This window comes from Micropruina sp. (assembly GCF_047606665.1).
Classification (GTDB): domain Bacteria; phylum Actinomycetota; class Actinomycetes; order Propionibacteriales; family Propionibacteriaceae; genus Micropruina.
This window is the reverse complement of record NZ_JASGEF010000060.1, coordinates 16,492-36,260: the sequence shown is the minus strand read 5'-3', so window position 1 is coordinate 36,260 and position 19,769 is coordinate 16,492. Positions and strand designations below refer to the sequence as shown.

Below are 19,769 nucleotides of genomic sequence, written 5' to 3'. Positions count from 1 at the left end.
GCCACCAGGCAGTGCAGTGATGGAGGGGCTGGTTCCCCTGGCCATCCCGTTTTTGGTGTCGCCGGGGCCGCTGGCGCCGGCCGCTCCGACTACCCAGAGGTTCCCGGTGTTGGCCTGAAAAGCAATCATGTACCCCCCGGTTCTGAGGCCTGCGATGGTTGGGCTGGTGCCGGATGCCATTCCAGCGTGCATATCGCCGACATGGTGGCTGCCAACCGCCCAGAGGCTTCCGGTATTGGCTTGGAACGCGACCTCCCAACCTCCGCCGGCCAGTGCGGTGATGGAGGGGCTGGTTCCCCTGGCCATCCCGTATTTGGTGTCGCCGGGGCCGCTGGCGCCGCCTGCGCCTACCACCCATAGGTTTCCAGTGTTGGCTTGGAATGCGACAAGATATCCGCCGGTGGGGAGGACAGCGATAGAAGGGCTGGTGCCTGCCATCATTCCAAGGCCCCAATTTCCTCGGGCGTCTTCCCCTACGGTCCAAAGATGGGTTGTGTTCGCCTGGAACGCAATCTCGGAACCAGAAAATCCGGGACCGGGATGGTTTTTTGGCCGGAGGTATCCGAGGAGATGAGCTTTGCTTTGCGTTCCGATCCTGGTTGTGCCGGGGTTCTGTTGAATTACTCTGAGAGAACTTGAGTCGGACGTAGAGGCTTCCAGGACGATTGCGACATGTCCATAACCGTATGATCCAGGCAACGATTTAGCCCATACTGCAACGTCTCCACGCAGGGCAGGTTGGGATCGATCAACCTTTTCGTATCGACTCGCGAGGTTAGAGGTGAAAGAGTCCCAGTACTCGTGGGCTCCGCCGTCGCCTCCGGTGGGTGGTCCATCGCCTCCGATGACACGTCGGTCGTACTGTTTGAACACATCGACGCATTGATAGGGGTTGCCGGCCGGTACCCCATCTACGTCGAGATACTTGCCGTCGTAGGTAGCGACGAACTGGTCGAGGGTCATGTCTGCGGCTGCCGCCGAGGGCGGCGCGGACGCCGCCAGTCCGATCGTCGCGAGGCATATCGCGATCAGCGCTGTCAGCGCTCGTCGTGTCAACGTGGCGGCGTGGGTGCCGCCCTTGCCTGTCGTGTTGTTAGCCATGCTTCTCTCCCGTCGCCCACCCACCCTTGGGTGATTGAACCATTTGTGGTGCAGCTTCGCCAGCCTTCGTCCCTCACGTTGGACGGGTGCTCACTCCCAGTGATCTCTCGCCGCGGATCCAGCAGTGGCGTGCTGACTTCGGGCTGCACTTACGCCGTCACCGGGAGCAGCGGCAACTCTCGCAGGAGGCCCTTGCGGAGTCCGCCGGGGTCGACCGGAAGCTCATCTACCGCACCGAACTCGGCCAGACCTCGCCACGCCTCGACGCCGTCGTGAAGCTGGCTGACGCGCTCGGCCTGGATCCTGCGGAGTTGCTACCACGCTCCGATTGAGGAGATCGGTCAGAACCTGGGGCAGTCGGTCGTCCCGAACAACATCGCCTGCGTCCGGGCACATCGCCTGCGTAGGAACACAGGCGATGTGCGTTAGCGCAGGCGATGTCGCTCCTGGGGTGGGGGTCGGCGAGGCGTCCGACGCCTCCGGAGTTATCCACAGATTGCCGTCCGACCCCGAATTGTCTGCCTGAGTTGTGCTGGACTGCGGGCCATGCCGATGCATCTGACTCATGAGTTGCGTGCTCAAGGGGTGGGGACCAGCGAGATCCGGCGGAAGATCCGGACGGGCGAATTGCACCCGTTGCGCCGCGGTGCGTTTGCGACCGAGCCGGACGAAGGGACGGCCCGGCACCTTCAACTGATCCGCGCGACCTTGCCGACGCTGTCCGACGGCTCGGTGCTGAGTCATGTCTCGGCGGCGGTACTGCACAACCTTCCGGTGGACGAGCGGCTGTTGGGACGGGTCACGGTGACTCGACCCAGCAAGGGCGGCTCATGGGTCGGGCCACAGTTGCACCGCTACCGCACGCCGTTGGCCGACTCCGATGTGGAGACGGTGGACGGAATGTGCCGAACCGTGATGGCACGGACGGTGGTCGACCTGGCGCGCTGCGGAGATCTGGCAATGGCGGTAGCGGCCGCAGATGCCGGTCTGCGGATGGGGCTGGCTTCGCAGGCGCTGGACCAGCAGCTGACGGCGGCTCGTCGGCGCCGGGGCTGTGCACGGGCGAGGGTTGCCGTCAGCCTCGCCGACAGGCGCAGCGAGTCGGTCGGAGAGTCGGTCAGCCGGGTGACCATGTGGCAGTTGGGTCTGCCGATGCCTGAGTTGCAGATGGAGGTGGTGGTGGGTGGACTCCGCTACCGTCCAGACTTCGCCTGGCCGGAGTTGAATGTGCTCGGAGAGTTCGATGGCAAGGTGAAATACGATCGGCTGCGCCGTCCGGGCGAGTCGGTGTCCGACGTGCTGATGCGGGAGAAGCGCCGCGAGGCCGATCTGCGGGCTGCCGGGTGGTGGGTCGTCCGCTGGACCTGGGCGGACGCGGTCAAACCAGAGCGGCTGGAACGGCTGTTGCGGCCCGCGCTGGAGCGCCGTCGCTAGGAGCCGCGCGAGGTCGCCTGCGTCCGGACACATCGCCTGCGTAGGAACGCAGGCGATGTGCCTTACCGCAGGCGATGTTGGCTTTGGCCGGTGGCGCTCCAACGCCAGGGGTGGGGACGTCGCACCCGTCCGAGGGCCGGACGGGGGGCGTCCAGGCGGGTGCGACGTCGAACACGGGGCGCTGGGCAGGCGGGTAGGGTGGCTCGCACATCTGGGCCAACGGGAGGACCGGATGTACACGGCACGAAGGAAGCTCCGATGAACGACCATGCTCCAACCACGCTGTCGACGATCAAATTCCTCAAGGTCACCGAGGTGGCTGCGCTGCTGCGGGTGTCGCGGATGTCGGTCTACCGGCTGATCCATGCCGGCGAGTTGGAGGCGGTGCGCTTCGGCCGCAACTTCCGGGTTCCCGAGCATGCGGTGAACGCCTACCTGCAGCAGTCCTTCTACGACGCCGGGTAGGTTCAGCCGGTCGAGCGATTGGCAGTCGGGGCGAGCCACTCGGTAAGCTTCCGTAGTTGGCTGGGCAACCGGCAGCCACCAACCAAGCACTTATCCGGCCCAGCCGTGGGCCGACATCGAGAGGTCGTAGCGTGGGTTCGGTCATCAAGAAGCGTCGCAAGCGGATGGCGAAGAAGAAGCACCGCAAGCTTCTGAAGAAGACGCGCATCCAGCGTCGCCGCGCCGGCAAGTAGTCCGCCGGCGTCCACCACGATGACCCAGCCCAGGGTGGTGGTCATCGTGCGCGACGGCTGCCATCTGTGTGTCGATGCGGTCGCCGTCGCCCAGCGAGTCTGCGCCGAGACCGGCGCCGACTTCGCCACCCTCGACGTGGACGCCGACCCGGCGCTCGCCGAGCACACCGATCACGTCCCGGTGACCTTCGTGGACGGTCGACGGCTCGCCATCTGGTTCCTGGACGAGGAACAGCTGCGTGCCGCACTGGGCTGACGGCCCTTGACCTGCCCGAGCGGTGCCGGGGCGGGTCAACTCGACTTGCCGTAGTCGTACCAGCCCTCGCCGGTCTTCACCCCGAGCTTGCCGGCGGAGACGTACTGCTCCAGTAACTCGACGACCTCGTGCGGCAGATCTGGATTCACGTCCTGGTAGTGCTTCTCGATGTCCAGGACGACATCGAGCCCCACGCCGTCCATCATCGCGAACGGTCCCCGCGGAAGGTGCCAGTTCGCCTTGAACAAGCCGTCCACGTCCTCTGGGGTGGCAACTCCCTCGGCGACCACCGCGATCGACTCGCGCTTGATCGCCGCCCAGACCCGGTTGAAGATGAAGCCGACGCTCTCTCTGCGGGCCTCGAACGGGTGGATGTCGTACTCGGGAAGGGTGCGCAGCAGTGAATCGAGCAGGCCGCGGTCGGTCTCGCCGTCCGACATGAGGTCCATGCCGTTCGCGCCGGGAGGCATGTAGAAGTGCATATTGCACATCCGGGTCTTGTCCCGCACCCGCTCGGTCATCAGACGCGACGGGTACGACGACGAATTGGTGGCCAGGACGGTGTCGGGGTGCGTCAGTTGATCGAGTTCGCCGAACAGCGGGATCTTGATCTCCAGCCGTTCCGGCACCGCCTCGATGGCGAGCCAGGCGTCGGCCACGGCCTCTTGGAGCGTCGCGCAACCTTCGACCGTTCCGACCGCGCCGCTGCCGCGCTTCTCGACGACACCGGGCAGGGTCTCTTCGACGTAGCGGATACCGGCCGCCAGGGTTTCCGCCGACCGGTCGTGAATCCGTGCGACGCCACCGCGCGAGGCGAACATCATCGCGATTCGGCGGCCGAGCGTGCCGGCACCGATCACGGCGACCGGGCGGTCCTTGACGTCGGCGAAACTGAAATCCCAGGGCATGGTCGGCCTACCTTCCGTTCACGACGGCGATACCGGTGATCGGCTCGCCGAGGTCGATGACAGTGCGCTCGGTTGCGGACGAGCGGGGCAACGGCACTGCCCGGATCCGGCCGCCGAGATCGGAGACGTAGATCACGCCGGCTGCGGGGTCCAGGGCCAGGCCGATCGTCTCGGCGAAACCGGAGGCCCGAATCTGCACCTCGCCGCCGTTCTCACCGGCGCCGGGAAGCGGTGCGCGGTTGAGGGTGTTTCCGCGCGGCTCGGCGCCACGATCGGTCCAGTACAACCAGCCGTCGTGAATCTCCAGGTCGATCGGTTCGGGCAATGAGTCCCAGAGCAATTCGGCGTCCTCGGCTCGCGCCGGCTTGGGCGCCCCGAGCCGGACCCGGAAGATCCTGCCCCGACCGCCTTTGGCGGGTCCCTTCTGCGTCCAGTACAGCCACTCGCCCTCGGGGTCGACCGCCACTCCGACGCATTCGGCCGTGCCGTCGGGTGTCGGCTGGTTGACGACCAGCGGTTGATGGTCGCTGCCGTCCGGCCTGATCCGCCCGACCTGGCACCCCTCGCGATCGCTCCAATAGAGCCAGCCGTCGGCCAGCGCGAGTTGCTTGCCGGTGGTGATCGTCCCGGCATCCGCGACATCGTGGACGCCGGTGCCGTCGAGTTCGGCAGCGTGCAAACCGCCGTTGCGGGCGCCGTAGTCTAACCCTTGCTCGCCGGGTCTGTCCGGGTCGATCGTGGGCCGGCCCATCGTCGTCCAATAGACCCGGTCGGCGACAACGATGCCGTCCGGCGACGGGCCGGCATCCGCCACGAAGGTGGAGACGGTCGCCGCCGCGATGTCGATGCGCAGGATCCGCGACGAGCGGACTGCCAACGCCAGCAATTCCTCGGCCATGAGCCACCTCTCGCCGGGCCTGAGGCCGGCCCGCGACGAGTCGGTCGAAACCGACCTTTGCACTCGCGCAGCTGGCCGTCAACGGTCGCTGACCACCAGGCGACCGCTGTGATCGCGCGTGCCGTAGGGGAATGTGCACGGCGGACGACGAGCGGCCCACGAGGCACCCACGAGGCTCCGCCTCTCGTTCGCTCGGGTCGTCCGCGCACTCCGACCGAACTCCACGCCGAACTGATGGAGCAGGTCAGGGCGAGAGTGGCGCGGCGTTCGGCTGCCAGGCCAGATACGGCGTAGATCGTCGCCACCGGTTCAGCGGCCGGACCGTCATGCCGGGCGTCCCGTATTGTTGGAGCCCGAGCACACCGAGAGGCCGCCGTCACCCATGCAATCCGTCGTACATCTGGTCCGCCACGGGCAGGTTCACAATCCTGACGGCATCCTCTACGGACGACTCCCCGGCTACGGGTTGAGCGAGTTGGGCCGGGCGATGGCCGCGCGGCTCGGCGAGTATTTCGCGGACGTCCCGCTGACCCATCTGCGGTGCTCGCCGCTGCAGCGGGCGCGCGAGACGATGGCGCCGATCGCCGCCGAGCACCCCGAGTTGGAGATCGTCACCGATGACCGGGTGATCGAGGCCGCCAACGTGTTCGAGGGCCGCAACTTCGGCAAATTCAACCAGGTGCTGTTGTTGCCGCAGAACCTGTGGCATCTGCGGAACCCGTTGCGTCCGTCCTGGGGCGAGCCGTACCCGTCGATCGTGGCGCGGGTGAAGCTGGCCATGTCGGACGCCGCCAAGGCCGCCGGCGACGGCGGGCAGGTCGTGATCGTGATGCACGAGCTGCCGATCTGGGTCTCCCGGCTGGCCGCCGAGGGCCGCTCGCTGGTGCACGATCCGCGCAAGCGGCAGTGCCGGCTGGCCAGCGTCACCTCGTTCACCTGGATCGATGACCGGATCGCCGCCGTCTCTTACGCCGAGCCGGCCGGAGACCTGGTGCCGGTCAAGAAGTCCAAATTCCTGTTCCGCCCCGGCTCGTGATCAGTCGTCGTCTGGCCGTGCTCTGCGTCAGTGTGCTGGCGCTGCTGCTCGCTGCGTGCACGGGGCCGAGTCCGGCGGCCGAGGGCGGCTACGTCAGCGGCGACGGCAGCATCACCCGGGTGCCGGTCGGGGAGCGGAAGCCTGCGCCGGCCATCTCCGGCACCACCCTGGACGGCAAGTCGTGGAGCAATTCGTCGGTGACCGGCAAGGTGCTCGTCTACAACGTCTGGGGCTCCTGGTGCCAACCGTGCATCAAAGAGGCGCCTGCCCTGGTCCGCGCCGCGCACCGCACCGAACAGACCGCCCAGTTCGTCGGACTCAACACCCGAGATGTTGGCACGGCGCAAGCGGAGGCCTTCGTCAAGCAATTCGAGGTGTCCTACCCGAACCTCTTCGATCCCGACGGACGCCTGCTGCTCGCCTTCGGCGGTCAACTGCCGCCGAGCGCCATCCCCACCACGCTGGTCGTCGATCAGCAGGGACGGATCGCCGCACGGGTGATAGGCGAGGTCACCGAGGCCACCCTGGTCGGGCTGATCGAGGACGTGGTGGCGGGCCGTTGATGATCGTCCTGGAGATCGGTGACTGGGCCCGGCAGGCCGTCGGCGGCACCATGCTGCTGGCCATCCCGGTGGCCCTGCTGGCCGGACTCGTCTCGTTCTTCTCGCCGTGCGTGCTGCCGCTGCTGCCCGGCTACCTGTCCTATGCCAGCGGGCTGAGCGCCACACAGGTGGCCGCCGGATCCCGCCGCGGCCGGGTGCTCGCCGGCACGTCGCTGTTCGTGCTCGGCTTCGCGATCGTCTTCGTCTCAGGCGGCGTCCTGTTCGGCTCGCTCGGAACCACCCTGATGCAGTGGCGCGGCACGATCAACGTGGTGGGCGGCGTGCTGGCGATCGTGCTCGGCCTGGTGTTCGCCGGGTGGGTGCCGTTCGCCAACCGCACGGTCCGGCTCAACCTGCGGCCTCGGGTGGGACTCGCGGCGGCGCCGCTGCTCGGCATCGTCTTCGCGCTCGGCTGGACGCCGTGCATCGGCCCGGCACTACAGGTGGTGCTGACCTTGGCGCTCAACGAGGCCACCGCCCTGCGGGGCGCCCTGTTGGCCCTGTGCTACGCGGTCGGCTTGGGGCTGCCGTTCCTGATCGCCGGGGTCGCGCTGGACCGGTTCGGCTCGACGCTGGCGTTCGTCCGACGCCACCATCGGGGGCTGCAGGTGACCGGCGGCCTGGCGATGATCGCGGTCGGGGTGCTGGTGCTGACCGGTGGATGGGACGTCCTGATGGGCACCCTGCGGCAGTGGGCCGCGAGCTTCGGGACGGTGATCTGATGTCCACCCGGCAGGCGCCCGCGAGGCTGCGCGGATCCGAGGCGATGCGCTTCCTGTGGACCCAGCTGACCGCGATGCGCACCGCGCTGGTGTTGCTGTTCGCGCTCGCGCTGGGCGCGATTCCCGGTTCGTTGCTGCCGCAGCGTCCGACCTCGCCGGTGCGGGTACGCGAGTTCATCGCCGACAACCCGCAGCTGGGCGGCTTCTACGACGCCATCGGCATGTTCGACGTATACGCCTCGCCCTGGTTCGCGGCCATCTACATGCTGCTGTTCGTGTCGCTGGTCGGCTGCATCATTCCGCGGACCGGCGTCTACCTGCGCGCCTTGCGCAGCCAGCCACCGAACACCCCGCGCAATCTGCGCCGGCTGCCCGCGCACCTGGCGCTGACCGCCGACCAGCCGGACGGCGTCCTGGACGCTGCCGAGAAGGTGCTTGCCAAACGACGATTCCGAGTCCGCCGACTCGATGATTCGGTGAGCGCCGAACGCGGCTACCTGCGCGAACTGGGCAACCTGGTCTTCCACATCTCGCTGGTGTTCCTGCTCTGCGGGCTGGCCTGGGGTGCCCTGTTCGGCTACAAGGGCAGCGTCGCGGTGGTCGAAGGCAGCTCGTTCAGCAACACGCTGACCCAGTTCGACGACTTCACCGCCGGTGGGGCGTTCAAGGCCCAGCAGCTGGTGCCGTTCACGGTGAAGCTGAACTCGTTCGAGGCCAAATTCGAGACCGGACCGGTGCAGCGCGGCGCTGCACGGGTGTTCCGCGCCGACACCACGACCACGATGGACGGCGTCGAGACCCACCAGATTCTCGAGGTGAACCATCCGCTGGTGCTGGGCGACAGCACCGTCCACCTGGTCGGCCACGGCTACGCGGTCAACGTCACGGTGAAAGATCCGCAGGGCAATGTAGCCTTCGACGGGCCGGTGATCCTGCTGCCACAGGACGGCAATTTTCTCTCGGTCGGCGCGGTGAAGGCGCCCTACGCGCGTCCGGAACGGTTGGCGTTCGAGGCTCTGTTCCTGCCGACTTTCGTCGACACCGACACCGGCGGCACCTCGGTCTTCCCGGATGCGCTGAACCCTCGATTGCTGCTCAACGCCTGGCACGGGCCGCCCAAAGAGGCGACCGGGGCACCCGAGAACGTGTACTCGCTGGACACCACCGGCCTGACCCAGTTCACCAACGCGGACGGCTCGAAGCTGCGGTTCACGCTGCGTCCGGGCGAGGTCTTCGACTTGCCCGGTGGTGGCTCGATCCAATTCCACGACTGGAAGCGCTGGGTGAGCCTGCAGGTCTCCAGCACCCCAGGATTGTGGCTGGTGTTCGTCTCGGTGCTGGTGGCGGTTGCGGGGCTGTGCCTGTCCCTGTTCATTCGACCGCGCCGGGTGTGGCTGCGGGTCGGGGACGCCGGCATCGACCTGGCCGGGCTGGACCGCACCGAGGGCCGTGGCGGCCTGGACGACGAATTGCGGCTGATCGCCGACGAACTGGGACTTGCGCCGATCGAGGTCGGTGACGCAGGCTCCACTCAGAAGGGAGAACCGTGATGGCCGAGTACTGGTCCAATCTGGCGATGGTGACCTCGGCGGTGGTCTATCTGCTCGCCTTGGCCGCGTTCGCCGCCGAGTGGGCGGTGGCCCGCCGGCTGGAACCGGTGGGCGCCCCCGCGGGAGTCCTGGTCGGCGCCGGTGTGGGCGCCGGGTCAGGCGGCCTCGACGAGGTCGACCCCGCACCGAGTCCGGCAGACGAACGGGCCCGGCTGCGCACCGACATGTTCGGCCGGATGGGGCTTGCGCTGACCCTGATCGGCTGGGCCAGCCACATCGCCGGCGTGGTGTTACGCGGCATCGCGGGAGACCGCTTCCCGTGGGGCAACATGTACGAATTCGTGACGATGGCGATGCTGCTGGTGGTCACCTTCTACCTAGTGCTGGCGTTCCGCGGCATGCGCTGGCTCGGCCTGCCGGTGGCACTGCTCACGGTGCTCGGCCAGGGACTCGCGGTGACCGTGTTCTATGTGGCGGTCGCGCCGCTGGTGCCGGCGCTGCATTCGGTCTGGTTCATCGTCCACATCGTCGTCGCGTGCACGGCCGGTGCCGCGTTCAATGTCGGCGGCATGCTCTCCATCCTGTACCTGATGAAGAGCCGCGCCGAACGTCGCGAGACGATCCGTGGCTACCTGGCCAAACTGCCGTCCGCAGCCCGGCTGGACGAGGTCGCCTACCGGTTCCATGCCTTCGCCTTCCCGCTGTGGACCTTCGCGATCGCCGCCGGCTCGGTGTGGGCCGAATACGCCTGGGGACGGTTCTGGGGCTGGGACCCCAAGGAGACCTGGTCGCTGGTCACCTGGGTGGTCTACGCCGGCTACCTGCATGCCCGGGCCACCGCCGGCTGGCGCGGCAAGCGTGCCGCCGTGGTGGCGATCGTCGGTGTGGCCTGCTTCTGGTTCAACTTCGTCGGCATCAACCTGCTGGTCTCCGGCCTGCACTCCTACGCCGGCATCTGAGCCTGGCTCACCGTGTGACCCTGATGGCTCGCTCACATGCGGGTGCAAGAATCGGCGCATGCGGCATTTCGATCTGTGTGTGATCGGCTCCGGCTCCGGCAACTCGATCGTCGACTCCCGGTTCGACGATCTGCAGGTGGCACTGGTGGACGAGGGGGAGCGCTTCGGCGGCACCTGCCTCAACGTCGGGTGCATCCCGACCAAGATGTTCGTCCATCCTGCCGACCTGGCCGCCTCGGTCGGGCACGCCAAGCGGGTCGGGGTCGACCTCGGGACGGCGTCCGCCGATTGGCCGGCGATCCGCGACCGGATCTTCGGCCGGATCGACCCGATCAGCGAGGGCGGCGAACAGTGGCGGCGCAGCAACCGCAACGTCGCCCTGTACCGCGAGGCCGCGCACTTCACCGGACGCAAGCAGCTGCAGATCGGCGACGAGACGATCACCGCCGACCGGTTCGTGCTGGCCGGCGGTGCCCGTCCGCACGTCCCCGACTATCCCGGTCTGGACGACCTGCGGGTCGCCGAACGGGTGCACACCTCGGACGACATCATGCGCCTGGACGCCCTGCCGGCCTCACTGGTGATCATCGGCGGCGGTTTCGTGGCGGCCGAGTTCGCCCATGTCTTCTCCGCCTTCGGCACCAAGGTGACGGTGCTGCAGCGCTCCGAGACGATGCTGCGCAAAGAGGACGCCGACATCGCGTCCGCGTTCACCGAACAGCTGGCGAACCGCGTGCATCTGCGGCTGAAGCAGCAGATCGTCGGGCTGGAGATGACCGAGCGCGACACCGTGATCGTGGAGAGCGTGGACGCCAAGGGCATCCACTACGACTTCGAATGCGAACGGGTGCTGGTGGCGCTCGGACGCATCCCCAACGGCGACCTGCTCGACCTGGCCGCCACCGGCGTCGAGATCCACTCCGACGGCCGGGTGAAGGTCGACGAGCACCAGCAGACCAATGTGAAAGGCATCTTCGCACTCGGCGACATGTCGTCGGCGGCCCAGCTCAAGCACGTCGCGAACCATGAGGCACGGGTGGTGCAGCACAACCTGCTGCACCCGCGCCGGATGATCGTCGCCGACCATCGGTTCATTCCGCACGCCGTGTTCAGCGACCCGCAGGTGGCGTCCGTCGGTCTCACCGAGGCGCAGGCGAAGGAGCGTGGCAAGCCGTACGCGACGGCCCGGCAGAACTACGGCGACGTCGCCTACGGCTGGGCGATGGAAGACACCGATCATTTCGTGAAGCTGATCGCCGACCCGAAGACCAAACGGCTGCTCGGGGCGCACCTGCTGGGGCCGGAGGCGACCACGCTGATTCAACCGCTGATCCAGGCGATGAGCTTCGACTTGGACGTGCCGAGCATGGCGCGCGGCCAGTACTGGATCCACCCGGCGCTCACAGAGGTGGTCGAGAACGCACTGCTGGGGCTGGACCTATGAAGCGCCGCACGCTGCTGACCGGGGCGTTGGCCACCCTGCTCGGCGGCTGCACCGCTGCCGCCACGCCGACCTCGTCGTCCCCTGGGACGGGCACGCCCCGTCCCACCTCTGACGCTCCCGCCGCCGCCAAGCCGTCGCCGACCGAATGCGCCACTCGGATCGTCGACACGATGACGCTCGCCGAACGCATCGGGCAGGTCGTGATGGTGGGTGTGACCAGCGCCTCGGCGTCCGAACGGGCCGTGCTGAAGAAGCTGCACATCGGGTCGGTGATCCTGATGGGCACCCACACCAACGGCACCAAGGGCGTCCGCAAGCTGACCAAGAAGCTGGCGATCTCGGGCCTGCCGACGCCGCTGCTGATCTCGGCCGACCAGGAAGGCGGCCTGGTACAGCGGCTGAAAGGTCCGGGTTTCGACTCCATTCCGTCGGCGAAGACGCAGTCCGGGTGGAGCGACGCCAAGCTGACCTCGCAGGCCACCCGGTGGGGTCGTCAGCTGGCTGCCGCCGGGGTGCATTGGACGCTGGCGCCGGTCACCGACACCGTGCCGGCGTCCGTGGGACGCAAGAACAAGCCGATCGGCGCCTTGAACCGCGGCTATGGCTCCGATCCGGACGTGGTGGGCCGGAAGGTGTCGGCCTTCATCAAGGGCATGGACGCCGCCGGCATCGCCACCTCGACGAAACACTTCCCCGGCATCGGACGGGTGATTGGCAACACCGACTTCACCGCCGGAGTGAAGGACAAGACCACCCGGCCCGACGACCCGTATCTGAAGCCGTTCGCCGCCGCTGTGAAGGCCGGTGCGTCGAGCGTGATGGTGTCCACCGTCACCTACACCAAGATCGACCCCGATCACGTGGCGGCCTTCTCGCCGACGGTGATCGGGCTGATCCGCGACCAGCTCGGCTTCGACGGCGTGGTGATCTCCGACGATCTGGGCGCGGCCCGCTCGATGGCGTCCGTGTCCGCCAAGAAACGCGGCATCAACTTCCTGAAGGCCGGCGGCGATCTGGCGATGACGGTGTCGCCGTCCCTGGCCGACGAGTTCGTCGCCGGCATCAGCAGCGCCGCCAAGAAGGACGCCAAGGTCGCGCGGCGGGTGCGCGAGTCCGCGATCAGGGTGGTCAGGCTGAAGATCGCGCTCGGGCTGGTGCCCTGCCGGTAACAGGCCCCAGGACTCAGCCGCTGACCCGCAGCTCGCTCATCGCCCTGCGGGCGTCCGGCACCAGATCGGCCGTGGTGTCGGGGATCGACGCGTAGAAGATGCTGGACGAGGCCTCCGAGGTGGCGACGATCATGATCATGGCGAGTTCGCCCTTGGTCTTCAGCTTGGGAATGTCGAAGGTGAGGTGGGTCTCGACCAGCCAGGCGTCCTTGCCGTCGACCGTGGTCGCCTTGTTCACCCGGTCGTCGCGGACCACCTCGGCGTCGTCGTAGAAGATGCCCATGATGCACTTGACCACGATCTCGGAGCCCTGCTGCGGGCTGAAGAAGCCGTCGCCGGCGACCAGTTCGCCGACCAGCACCGAGGCCACCCAGCTGTCCTTGGTGCCCTTGTAGTTGGGCTCGACCATGACGGCCTGGGTGAGGACGTCGCGGCCGAACGGAACCCTGGTTTCGGGCGCCGGGACGCTCCACGGGTCGCCCAGCATCGGATACGAGAGCGCCCCGCCGTGCACCCGTCCGTCATTGGGCGCCGGGGCCGGGGTGACGGTTTCGGTGACCTGCTTGGGACACACGTTCTGGGTCGGGTTGGAGCCGGTGGTGGGGGTGGTGCCGAGAATGCCGCCCAGGTTGCGGATCGCGAGATAGCCCACCACGGCCAGCACCACCACGATCACCGCGACGGCCACCCACCAGCCATTCTGCGACCGGCGCGGCTGAGGGTTGGGGTTCCAACCGGGCTGTCCTCCGGTGGGACGCGGGGGTGCGCCGAAGCCGCCCTGCGGCGGTGCCTGCATCGGGTTGTTGGTAATGGACGCCGACCAGGACGAACCCGTCCAGTAGCGGTACATGCCGGGCTGGCCGCCCGGATCCGGATACCATCCAGCCTGACTCACGGGGCGAGTCTAGACGCGCCGATCCAGTGCCTGACCTGCCATCGGGTTCGGCGGTCAGCTCTTCTTGAGCAGCCCGGTCAAGCCGGCCAGCAGGATGCCGGTCTGCAGCCAGCCGAAGGCCTTCAGCGCGATGTTCACCCAGGCGAGCCAGAGCGGCTCGGTGACCGTCCAGGTGGACGGCGTGATCGCGGCCGCCGGCGGGATCACGACGGCGGCGCCGTAGAGCCAGGGGTCGAATCCCGGCTGGATCGGCGTGGGCCCGTAGAAGTAGGTGGCCGCACCGGAGACTACTGCCGCCAGTATCAGCCAAAGCCCGGCAAGCAACGGATAGTAGCCGTAGCCGGCGAACGCGCCATACAGCCAGCGCACCGGCTTCGACCACCCAGGAGCGTGGCGAGTCACCCGATGCGCGGCCTGGAACCGGAGGAGCTTGGCATCGGCGGGACGACCGCGGCGTTCGTAGACGGCGGCCAGCTCGTGCCACGGTTGGACGGCGAAGCGGTCATCGGGGGCGGTGTCCAGCCACTCGATGGCAATATGCGGCTGATTCAGTGCACCGTCGATCTCGCCCAGCTTCCAACCCACGGCCGACAGTCGCCCGGCGGGCTTCGGGTTCAGGGCCAATAGCTGGATCGAGGCAAAGTCAAGGACGAGGCGGCTGAACGTTCCACCTCGAAAATCGAGCCCGCCTTCGATCTGGATGCCGAGGGCGCAGACTTCACCGCTAGCGGTGAAGTTCTGATTGAGGAGGATATGTCCAGTGATATGGGCTGTTTCTAAGTCGAGCGCGATCTTGCCAGGGCTGACTACGGTGGCGGCCCCCATGTCGAGTCCGCCCCCGATCTGAGCGCCGACGGCGCGGATCGCTCCTGTAACGGTAAAGCCCAAGTCAAGAGAGACACTGCCTGCAATGTGCGCGTCTTCTAGGTCGAGTGCGATCTTGCCGGGGTTGGTAATGGCGGCACCGCTCATAGTGAGTTTGCCGGCGATCCGGGTGCCGATGGTAGAGACCGTGCCGTTGGCGGTGAAACCATGGTCGAGCACGATGTTGCCGGTGATCTGGGCTCCGTCGAGTGTGAGTGCGCTGCTTCCGGGGTTGGTGAGGCTTGCGCCGCGCATGTTGAGCCAGCGACCTATGTGGGCGCCGGTGGCGTGGATTTGGCCGGTCGCGGTGAAGCCGGCATCGAGAATGACGCTGCCGGTGATATGGGCTCCGTCGAGTGTGAGTGCGTTGCTTCCCGGGTTGGTGAGGGTGGCGCCGCGCATATTGAGTTGGCCGCCGATCTGGGCGCCGATGGCGCGGACTTGGCCGGTGGCGTTGAAGCCTTGGTCGAGGAAGACATCGGTGGTGATGTGGGCGCCGTCGAGGCTGAGTGCGTCGCCGTTGGGGTTGGTGAGGGTGGCGCCGCGCATGCCGAGGAGGCCCTCGATATGGGCGCCGTTGGCGCGGACTTGGCCGGTGGCGTTGAAGCCTTGGTCGAGGAAGACGCTGCCGGTGATGTGGGCGCCGTCGAGGTCGAGAGACCGAACGTGGCTGCCACTCAGAGTCAGCGCCTGAAGGCTTGCTCCTTGCATGAGAATCGGCTCGTTGAATCGGCAATGCGTCAACGTGAGTTGGCACGGCAGCGTCGCATAATCCAGGTCGAGCGCTCCTGTGACGTCTGCGCCCCAGAGTCGAAGCCCACGTGGGTCGGGTTTGAGGTCGGGGGTCAGCAGGGCGGTGCGAATGGCGTCCGCGGGCACCCTGCGGTCGTCCGGCCACTGGTCGGCGTTGGCCGGATCGGCGTCCTCTCCGTCCGCGAGGTCGAGCAGCTTGCCCGTGCAGGCGGCGGTGACCAGCTTGGTTACCCACTCGTCCAGCGTCATGCCTTGTAGTGTGGCGGAAACCGACGGGCGACTGCCACGAGGTCGGTGGTTTCGCGAACAAGAATCCGTAGGTTCGCGACAGAAAATCCGTAGGTTCGCGAACCGTGTCGGCGTCCGGTCGATCGCGCGATCGGTCGGTGCTGGGGGGTCTCGACAAGCTCGACCAGCGACAAGCTCAACCAGTCGTGGATCGCGCGATCGGTCAGGCAGGTGCGGGGTCTCGACAAGCTCGACCAGCGACGAACTCGACCAACGACCGGCAGAAGCTCAGCCGAAGCGCCCGGTGATGTAGTCCTCGGTGGCCTTGTCGTCGGGGGTGGAGAAGATCTTCTCGGTGGAGCCCATCTCGATCAGTTTTCCGGGGGCGCCGGTGCCGGCGATGTTGAAGAAGGCCGTCTCGTCCGACACCCGTGCCGCCTGCTGCATGTTGTGGGTGACGATCACGATCGTGTAGGTCTCTTTGAGCTCCTGCACCAGGTCTTCCACGGCCAGGGTGGAGATCGGGTCGAGGGCCGAGCAGGGCTCGTCCATCAGCAGCACCTCGGGCTGCATGGCGATCGCGCGGGCGATGCAGAGCCGCTGCTGCTGGCCGCCGGAGAGTCCGGAGCCGGGACGGTCGAGCCGGTTCTTGACCTCTTCCCACAAGTTGGCGCTGCGCAGCGAACGCTCCAGCAGTTCCTCGGCCTCGCCGGCGCGCATCCGCTGCTTGTTCAGCCGGTAGCCGGCCAGCACGTTGTCCTTGATCGACATGGTGGGGAACGGGTTGGGTCGCTGGAACACCATGCCCACCAGGCGCCGGACGTTCACCGGATCGACACCGGGGCCGTACAGGTTCTGTCCGTCCAGCAGCACCGAGCCCTCGACGTAGGCGCCGGGGATCACCTCGTGCATCCGGTTCAGGGTGCGCAGGAAGGTCGACTTGCCACAACCGGACGGCCCGATGAATGCGGTCACCGAGCGTGGCTGGATGGTCATCGTGACGTCCTCGACGGCCTTGAACGAGCCGTAGAAGCAGTTCAGGTCGCTGACCTCGATCCTCTTCGACATGGTGTCCTCCCTGGTCAGCGACCGAGTTTCGGGGCGAAGCGGTTGGCTATGAAGCGGCCGAGCAGGTTCAGCACCATGACCAGCAGGATCAGGGTAAGCGCGCCGGTCCAGGCCCGTTCGTTGTAGAAGATGCGTTCGATGCCGGGATGGGCGTACTGGTCGTAGACGAAGACCGGCAGCGTCATCATCGGGTTGGCGAACGGATTGACGTTGATCGAATTGGTGAAGCCGGCGGCGATCATCAGCGGCGCGGTCTCGCCGATGATCCGGGCGATCGCCAGGATCACGCCCGAGACGATGCCGGAGACCGCGGTCGGCAGCACCACCGAGACAATGGTGCGCCACTTCGGCACACCGAGGGCATAGGACGCCTCGCGCAGCTCGTTGGGGACGATCCGCAGCAGCTCCTCGGTGGCCCGCACCACGATCGGGATCATCAGCACGGCCAGGGCCAGCGCGCCGGAGAACCCGGTGATGGTGCCGGGCCCGAACACGATCGCCATCAGCGCGTAGGCGAACAGGCCGGCGACGATGGACGGGATGCCGGTCATCACGTCGACGAAGAAGGTGATGCCGCGGGCCAGCATGCCGCGTCCGTACTCCACCAGGTAGACGGCGGTCAGCAGCCCGATCGGCACCGAGATCAGCGTCGCGATGCCCGTCACGTACAGCGTTCCGTAGATCGCGTGGACGGCACCGCCGCCGTCCCCGATCACATTGCGCATCGACCAGCTGAAGAAGGTCGCGTCGAAGCGCGGCAGGCCGTTCGTCAGGGTCTCCCAGAGCAGCGAGACCAGCGGCAGCAGGGCGAGCAGGAAGGCGCCGGTCACCAGGTGGGTGGCCAGCCGGTCGGCGGCCGCCCGGCGTCCCTCGACCCCGCGGACGACCAGGTACATGGTGGGCAGAAAGATCACCGCACCCAGGAAGACAGTGGTGCCGGGATCGAAGCCGCCCAGCGCGGACGCGTCCACGAGCGCGCCGATCAGCAGGCAGCCGGCCAGCGCCAACCAACTGGCGTAGCGGGGGAGTCGCACCGTGGTCATCCGTTCGCCCCCGAGAATTCCTGGTAGCGGGAGATGATCAGCCTGGCGATGCCGTTGACCACCAGGGTGATAACGAACAACACCAGACCGCCGGCGATCAACTGGTTGGTCTTCAAGCCGTACGCCTCGGGGAAGTTCTGCGCGATCACCGCGGCGACCGTGTTCGGGTTCTGCGAGGTGAGCACCTCGAAGCTGATCACGTGCGCGCCGGAGAGCACCATGGCGACCGCCATCGTCTCGCCCAGCGCCCGGCCCAGGCCGAGCATCACCGAACTGACGATGCCGGCGCGGCCGAACGGCAGCACGGCCATCCGGATCATCTCCCAGCGGGTGGCGCCGAGCGCCAAGGCCGCCTCTTGGTGCAGCACCGGGGTCTGCAGGAACACCTCCCGGCTCAGCGAGGTGACGATCGGCAGGATCATCACAGCCAGCACCATCGACGCGGTGAGCAGGGTCCGTCCGGTGCCCGACGGCTGGCCGCCGAAGAACGGAATCCAGCCCAGGTAGGTGTTCAGCCACAGGTACAGCGGCTGGGCGGCCGGTGCCAGCACCATGCTGCCCCACAGGCCGAAGACCACCGACGGCACCGCCGCCAGCAGGTCGATCACGTAGCCCAGACCGGCGGCCAGCCGGCGCGGGGCGTAGTGCGAGATGAACAGGGCAATCCCGATGGAGACCGGAACCGCCAGCAGCAGCGCCCAGAAGGATGCCCACACGGTGCCCCAGGCGAACGGGATGATCCAGGACCAGAACTCGCCGTAGCCCTTGGCCTGGAGTTCGGCCGGAGGGGTGGTCAGGGCCGGGAACGCCTGCATCAACAGGAAGCCGGCGACCATCGCCAGGATCACCAAGATGGTGATGCCCGACCCGGTGGCAAGGCTGCCGAACGCCCGATCGCCGACCCGTGGACGTGCTCGGGTCGGCTCCGGGGTGGACTGCGTCACGGAGGTCGATTGTGTCACTTGATCGAATCGATGGCGGCTTTCACCTTGGCCTGCATGGCGGCGCTCAGCGGGGCGCTGCCGGCTGCCGCTGCCGCCGCCTGCTGACCTTCGGTCGACGCGGCATACCCGAGGTAGTCCTTGACCAGCTCGGCGTCCTGGGCGTTCTTGTAGGTCTGGCAGACCAGCGCGTAGGACACCAGCACCGCCGGGTAGACGCCTTCGGCCTTGCGGTTCAGGGTGAGCGCCAGGTCGTGCTCGCCGCGGCCCGGGATCTGCGTGGAGGCGTCCACGATCGTGGCCGCAGCCTCGGCGGTCGGGCTCAGCCACTGGTTGCCGACCCTGAGCTGGGCGTGGCCGAGGTTGCCGGCGGCGGAGGCGTCCGCGTAGCCGATCATGTTCGTGCCCTTCGCGACGGCGTCCACCACCGCCGAGGTGCCCTTGGCCGATTCACCGCCGAACGCGGCCGGGAAGGCGTCCGAGGCGGCCTCGGTCCACACGGTGGGTGCCGCGGTGTGCAGATAGTCGGTGAAGTTGTTGGTGGTGCCCGAGTCGTCCGAGCGGTGCACCGCAGTGATCGCGGCGTTCGGCAGCGTGGCGTCGGGGTTGGTGGCGGCGATCTTGGCGTCGTTCCACGTGGTGATCTTCCCGGCGAAGATGCCGGCCAGGGTGTCCGGGTCGAGCCGGAGGTCCTTGATGCCGTCCACGTTGAAGACCACCGCGATCGGCGACACGTAGACGGGCAGGTCGAGGGCGCTGGAGTCGGCCGTGCACATGCCGAACTTTCCGGCGCCCAGCTCCTCGTCCTTGAGCGGACGGTCGGAGCCGGCGTACTGCACGGCGCCCGAGGCGAAGGCCAGCCGGCCGGCGCCGGAGCCGTCCGGGGAGTAGTTGACGGTGACGCCGGCATGGGCGGACTGGTAATCGGCGATCCACTTCTGCTGGGCCGCCGACATCGATGAGGCGCCCTTGCCAGCCAGCGTGCGCTCGGCGGTCGGGCTGCTGCTGGAACCGGCGCCGGGGTTGCCGGTCTCGTTCGCCGCGCAGGCGGACAGGGTCAGCGCGACGGCGGCAAGCAGGGCCACCGGGGCGCCGAGCGTGGAGATCTTCACGGCTAGACCTTTCGCGAGCGGGAGAGCGTATCGCTCCGTGTCGCACGGTAGGCAGCGGAGTCAACCGGACGGGGCGTGTTGGGTGAAC

At 67.5% G+C, this 19,769-nt stretch carries 21 protein-coding genes; 12 read left to right on the top strand and 9 right to left on the bottom strand.

All coding sequences use genetic code 11. From position 1 onward, the window contains the following. Positions 1-1,101, bottom strand: a 1,101-nt coding sequence (locus QM619_RS14260; protein WP_415110011.1) for a CHAP domain-containing protein, incomplete at its 3' end; no start/stop codon positions are given. Positions 1,102-1,187: 86 nt separating this feature from the next. Here QM619_RS14260 and QM619_RS14255 point away from each other — a divergent pair. The 5 genes from QM619_RS14255 to QM619_RS14235 all read left to right on the top strand — a co-directional run bounded on the left by QM619_RS14255 (position 1,188) and on the right by QM619_RS14235 (position 3,489). Next, complete coding sequence (locus tag QM619_RS14255; RefSeq protein WP_415110008.1) at positions 1,188-1,433, top strand: helix-turn-helix domain-containing protein; 246 nt, start codon at positions 1,188-1,190, stop codon at positions 1,431-1,433. Positions 1,434-1,647: 214 nt separating this feature from the next. Further along, positions 1,648-2,535: a hypothetical protein gene (locus QM619_RS14250; RefSeq protein WP_415110005.1), complete on the top strand. Its 888-nt coding sequence runs from the start codon at positions 1,648-1,650 to the stop codon at positions 2,533-2,535. 258 nt (positions 2,536-2,793) lie between these two features. Continuing rightward, positions 2,794-3,000 carry a helix-turn-helix domain-containing protein gene (locus tag QM619_RS14245; protein WP_415110002.1) on the top strand — a complete coding sequence of 69 codons (207 nt, stop codon included), beginning with the start codon at positions 2,794-2,796 and terminating at the stop codon, positions 2,998-3,000. A gap of 131 nt (positions 3,001-3,131) precedes the next feature. Further along, positions 3,132-3,233: a 30S ribosomal protein bS22 gene (locus tag QM619_RS14240; protein ID WP_002550589.1), complete on the top strand. Its 102-nt coding sequence runs from the start codon at positions 3,132-3,134 to the stop codon at positions 3,231-3,233. Positions 3,234-3,252: 19 nt separating this feature from the next. After that, positions 3,253-3,489: a glutaredoxin family protein gene (locus QM619_RS14235; protein WP_415109999.1), complete on the top strand. Its 237-nt coding sequence runs from the start codon at positions 3,253-3,255 to the stop codon at positions 3,487-3,489. A gap of 35 nt (positions 3,490-3,524) precedes the next feature. On the opposite strand, the gene QM619_RS14230 is transcribed toward QM619_RS14235, so the two are convergent. Beyond that, positions 3,525-4,397, bottom strand: coding sequence for a 3-hydroxyacyl-CoA dehydrogenase family protein (locus QM619_RS14230; protein ID WP_415109996.1), 873 nt, complete (start codon positions 4,395-4,397; stop codon positions 3,525-3,527). A gap of 7 nt (positions 4,398-4,404) precedes the next feature. Then, positions 4,405-5,295 (bottom strand): hypothetical protein, encoded by an 891-nt coding sequence (locus QM619_RS14225; protein ID WP_415109993.1) that lies wholly within the window; start codon positions 5,293-5,295, stop codon positions 4,405-4,407. A 382-nt stretch (positions 5,296-5,677) separates the two neighbouring features. On the opposite strand from QM619_RS14225, the gene QM619_RS14220 reads away from it, so the two are divergent. Genes QM619_RS14220 through QM619_RS14190 form a run of 7 tightly spaced genes read left to right on the top strand, consistent with a single transcriptional unit; the run spans position 5,678 to position 12,777 of the window. Next, positions 5,678-6,331 (top strand): histidine phosphatase family protein, encoded by a 654-nt coding sequence (locus tag QM619_RS14220; RefSeq protein WP_415109990.1) that lies wholly within the window; start codon positions 5,678-5,680, stop codon positions 6,329-6,331. After that, on the top strand, positions 6,328-6,894 hold the full coding sequence (locus tag QM619_RS14215) for a TlpA family protein disulfide reductase (protein WP_415109987.1): 567 nt from the start codon (positions 6,328-6,330) through the stop codon (positions 6,892-6,894). Before QM619_RS14220 ends, QM619_RS14215 begins: the two co-directional genes overlap by 4 nt. Before the next feature lie 50 nt (positions 6,895-6,944). Continuing rightward, positions 6,945-7,655 carry a cytochrome c biogenesis CcdA family protein gene (locus tag QM619_RS14210; RefSeq protein ID WP_415110014.1) on the top strand — a complete coding sequence of 237 codons (711 nt, stop codon included), beginning with the start codon at positions 6,945-6,947 and terminating at the stop codon, positions 7,653-7,655. After that, the gene (locus QM619_RS14205) at positions 7,655-9,205 is read left to right on the top strand and encodes a cytochrome c biogenesis protein ResB (RefSeq protein ID WP_415109984.1); all 1,551 of its coding nucleotides are present in this window, start codon (positions 7,655-7,657) and stop codon (positions 9,203-9,205) included. The genes QM619_RS14210 and QM619_RS14205 overlap by 1 nt, the downstream gene beginning before the upstream one ends. Then, positions 9,202-10,164, top strand: a complete 963-nt coding sequence (gene ccsB, locus QM619_RS14200; protein WP_415109981.1) for a c-type cytochrome biogenesis protein CcsB — start codon at positions 9,202-9,204, stop codon at positions 10,162-10,164. The genes QM619_RS14205 and ccsB overlap by 4 nt, the downstream gene beginning before the upstream one ends. A 58-nt stretch (positions 10,165-10,222) precedes the next feature. Then, complete coding sequence (locus QM619_RS14195; protein ID WP_415109979.1) at positions 10,223-11,608, top strand: mycothione reductase; 1,386 nt, start codon at positions 10,223-10,225, stop codon at positions 11,606-11,608. Continuing rightward, complete coding sequence (locus QM619_RS14190) at positions 11,605-12,777, top strand: glycoside hydrolase family 3 N-terminal domain-containing protein (protein WP_415109976.1); 1,173 nt, start codon at positions 11,605-11,607, stop codon at positions 12,775-12,777. The genes QM619_RS14195 and QM619_RS14190 overlap by 4 nt, the downstream gene beginning before the upstream one ends. 13 nt (positions 12,778-12,790) lie before the next feature. Here the strand turns inward: QM619_RS14190 and QM619_RS14185 are convergent, their stop codons facing one another. The 6 genes from QM619_RS14185 to pstS all read right to left on the bottom strand — a co-directional run bounded on the left by QM619_RS14185 (position 12,791) and on the right by pstS (position 19,681). Then, positions 12,791-13,672, bottom strand: a complete 882-nt coding sequence (locus tag QM619_RS14185) for a DUF2510 domain-containing protein (protein WP_415109973.1) — start codon at positions 13,670-13,672, stop codon at positions 12,791-12,793. Positions 13,673-13,726: 54 nt separating this feature from the next. Then, complete coding sequence (locus QM619_RS14180; protein ID WP_415109970.1) at positions 13,727-15,538, bottom strand: hypothetical protein; 1,812 nt, start codon at positions 15,536-15,538, stop codon at positions 13,727-13,729. Between the two features lie 267 nt (positions 15,539-15,805). Next, a complete protein-coding gene (gene pstB, locus QM619_RS14175; protein ID WP_415109967.1) occupies positions 15,806-16,585 on the bottom strand; it encodes a phosphate ABC transporter ATP-binding protein PstB in 780 nt (259 codons plus the stop codon). A 14-nt stretch (positions 16,586-16,599) separates the two neighbouring features. After that, entirely contained in the window at positions 16,600-17,628 is a 1,029-nt protein-coding gene (pstA, locus tag QM619_RS14170) for a phosphate ABC transporter permease PstA (protein ID WP_415109964.1), read from the bottom strand. Continuing rightward, positions 17,625-18,572, bottom strand: a complete 948-nt coding sequence (pstC, locus tag QM619_RS14165) for a phosphate ABC transporter permease subunit PstC (protein WP_415109961.1) — start codon at positions 18,570-18,572, stop codon at positions 17,625-17,627. Before pstC ends, pstA begins: the two co-directional genes overlap by 4 nt. A gap of 14 nt (positions 18,573-18,586) precedes the next feature. Next, a complete protein-coding gene (gene pstS, locus QM619_RS14160) occupies positions 18,587-19,681 on the bottom strand; it encodes a phosphate ABC transporter substrate-binding protein PstS (protein ID WP_415109958.1) in 1,095 nt (364 codons plus the stop codon). Positions 19,682-19,769 lie beyond the last annotated feature (88 nt).

Bases quoted from the DNA above. Each gene is read 5' to 3' on its own strand.
- QM619_RS14205 (WP_415109984.1), top strand. From the start codon at position 7,655: ATGTCCACCCGGCAGGCGCCCGCGAGGCTGCGCGGATCCGAGGCGATG.
- QM619_RS14250 (WP_415110005.1), top strand. From the start codon at position 1,648: ATGCCGATGCATCTGACTCATGAGTTGCGTGCTCAAGGGGTGGGGACC.
- pstB (WP_415109967.1), bottom strand. From the start codon at position 16,585: ATGTCGAAGAGGATCGAGGTCAGCGACCTGAACTGCTTCTACGGCTCG.
- pstA (WP_415109964.1), bottom strand. From the start codon at position 17,628: ATGACCACGGTGCGACTCCCCCGCTACGCCAGTTGGTTGGCGCTGGCC.
- QM619_RS14245 (WP_415110002.1), top strand. From the start codon at position 2,794: ATGAACGACCATGCTCCAACCACGCTGTCGACGATCAAATTCCTCAAG.
- QM619_RS14190 (WP_415109976.1), top strand. From the start codon at position 11,605: ATGAAGCGCCGCACGCTGCTGACCGGGGCGTTGGCCACCCTGCTCGGC.
- QM619_RS14180 (WP_415109970.1), bottom strand. From the start codon at position 15,538: ATGACGCTGGACGAGTGGGTAACCAAGCTGGTCACCGCCGCCTGCACG.
- QM619_RS14225 (WP_415109993.1), bottom strand. From the start codon at position 5,295: ATGGCCGAGGAATTGCTGGCGTTGGCAGTCCGCTCGTCGCGGATCCTG.
- QM619_RS14230 (WP_415109996.1), bottom strand. From the start codon at position 4,397: ATGCCCTGGGATTTCAGTTTCGCCGACGTCAAGGACCGCCCGGTCGCC.
- QM619_RS14235 (WP_415109999.1), top strand. From the start codon at position 3,253: ATGACCCAGCCCAGGGTGGTGGTCATCGTGCGCGACGGCTGCCATCTG.
- QM619_RS14220 (WP_415109990.1), top strand. From the start codon at position 5,678: ATGCAATCCGTCGTACATCTGGTCCGCCACGGGCAGGTTCACAATCCT.
- QM619_RS14195 (WP_415109979.1), top strand. From the start codon at position 10,223: ATGCGGCATTTCGATCTGTGTGTGATCGGCTCCGGCTCCGGCAACTCG.
- QM619_RS14210 (WP_415110014.1), top strand. From the start codon at position 6,945: ATGCTGCTGGCCATCCCGGTGGCCCTGCTGGCCGGACTCGTCTCGTTC.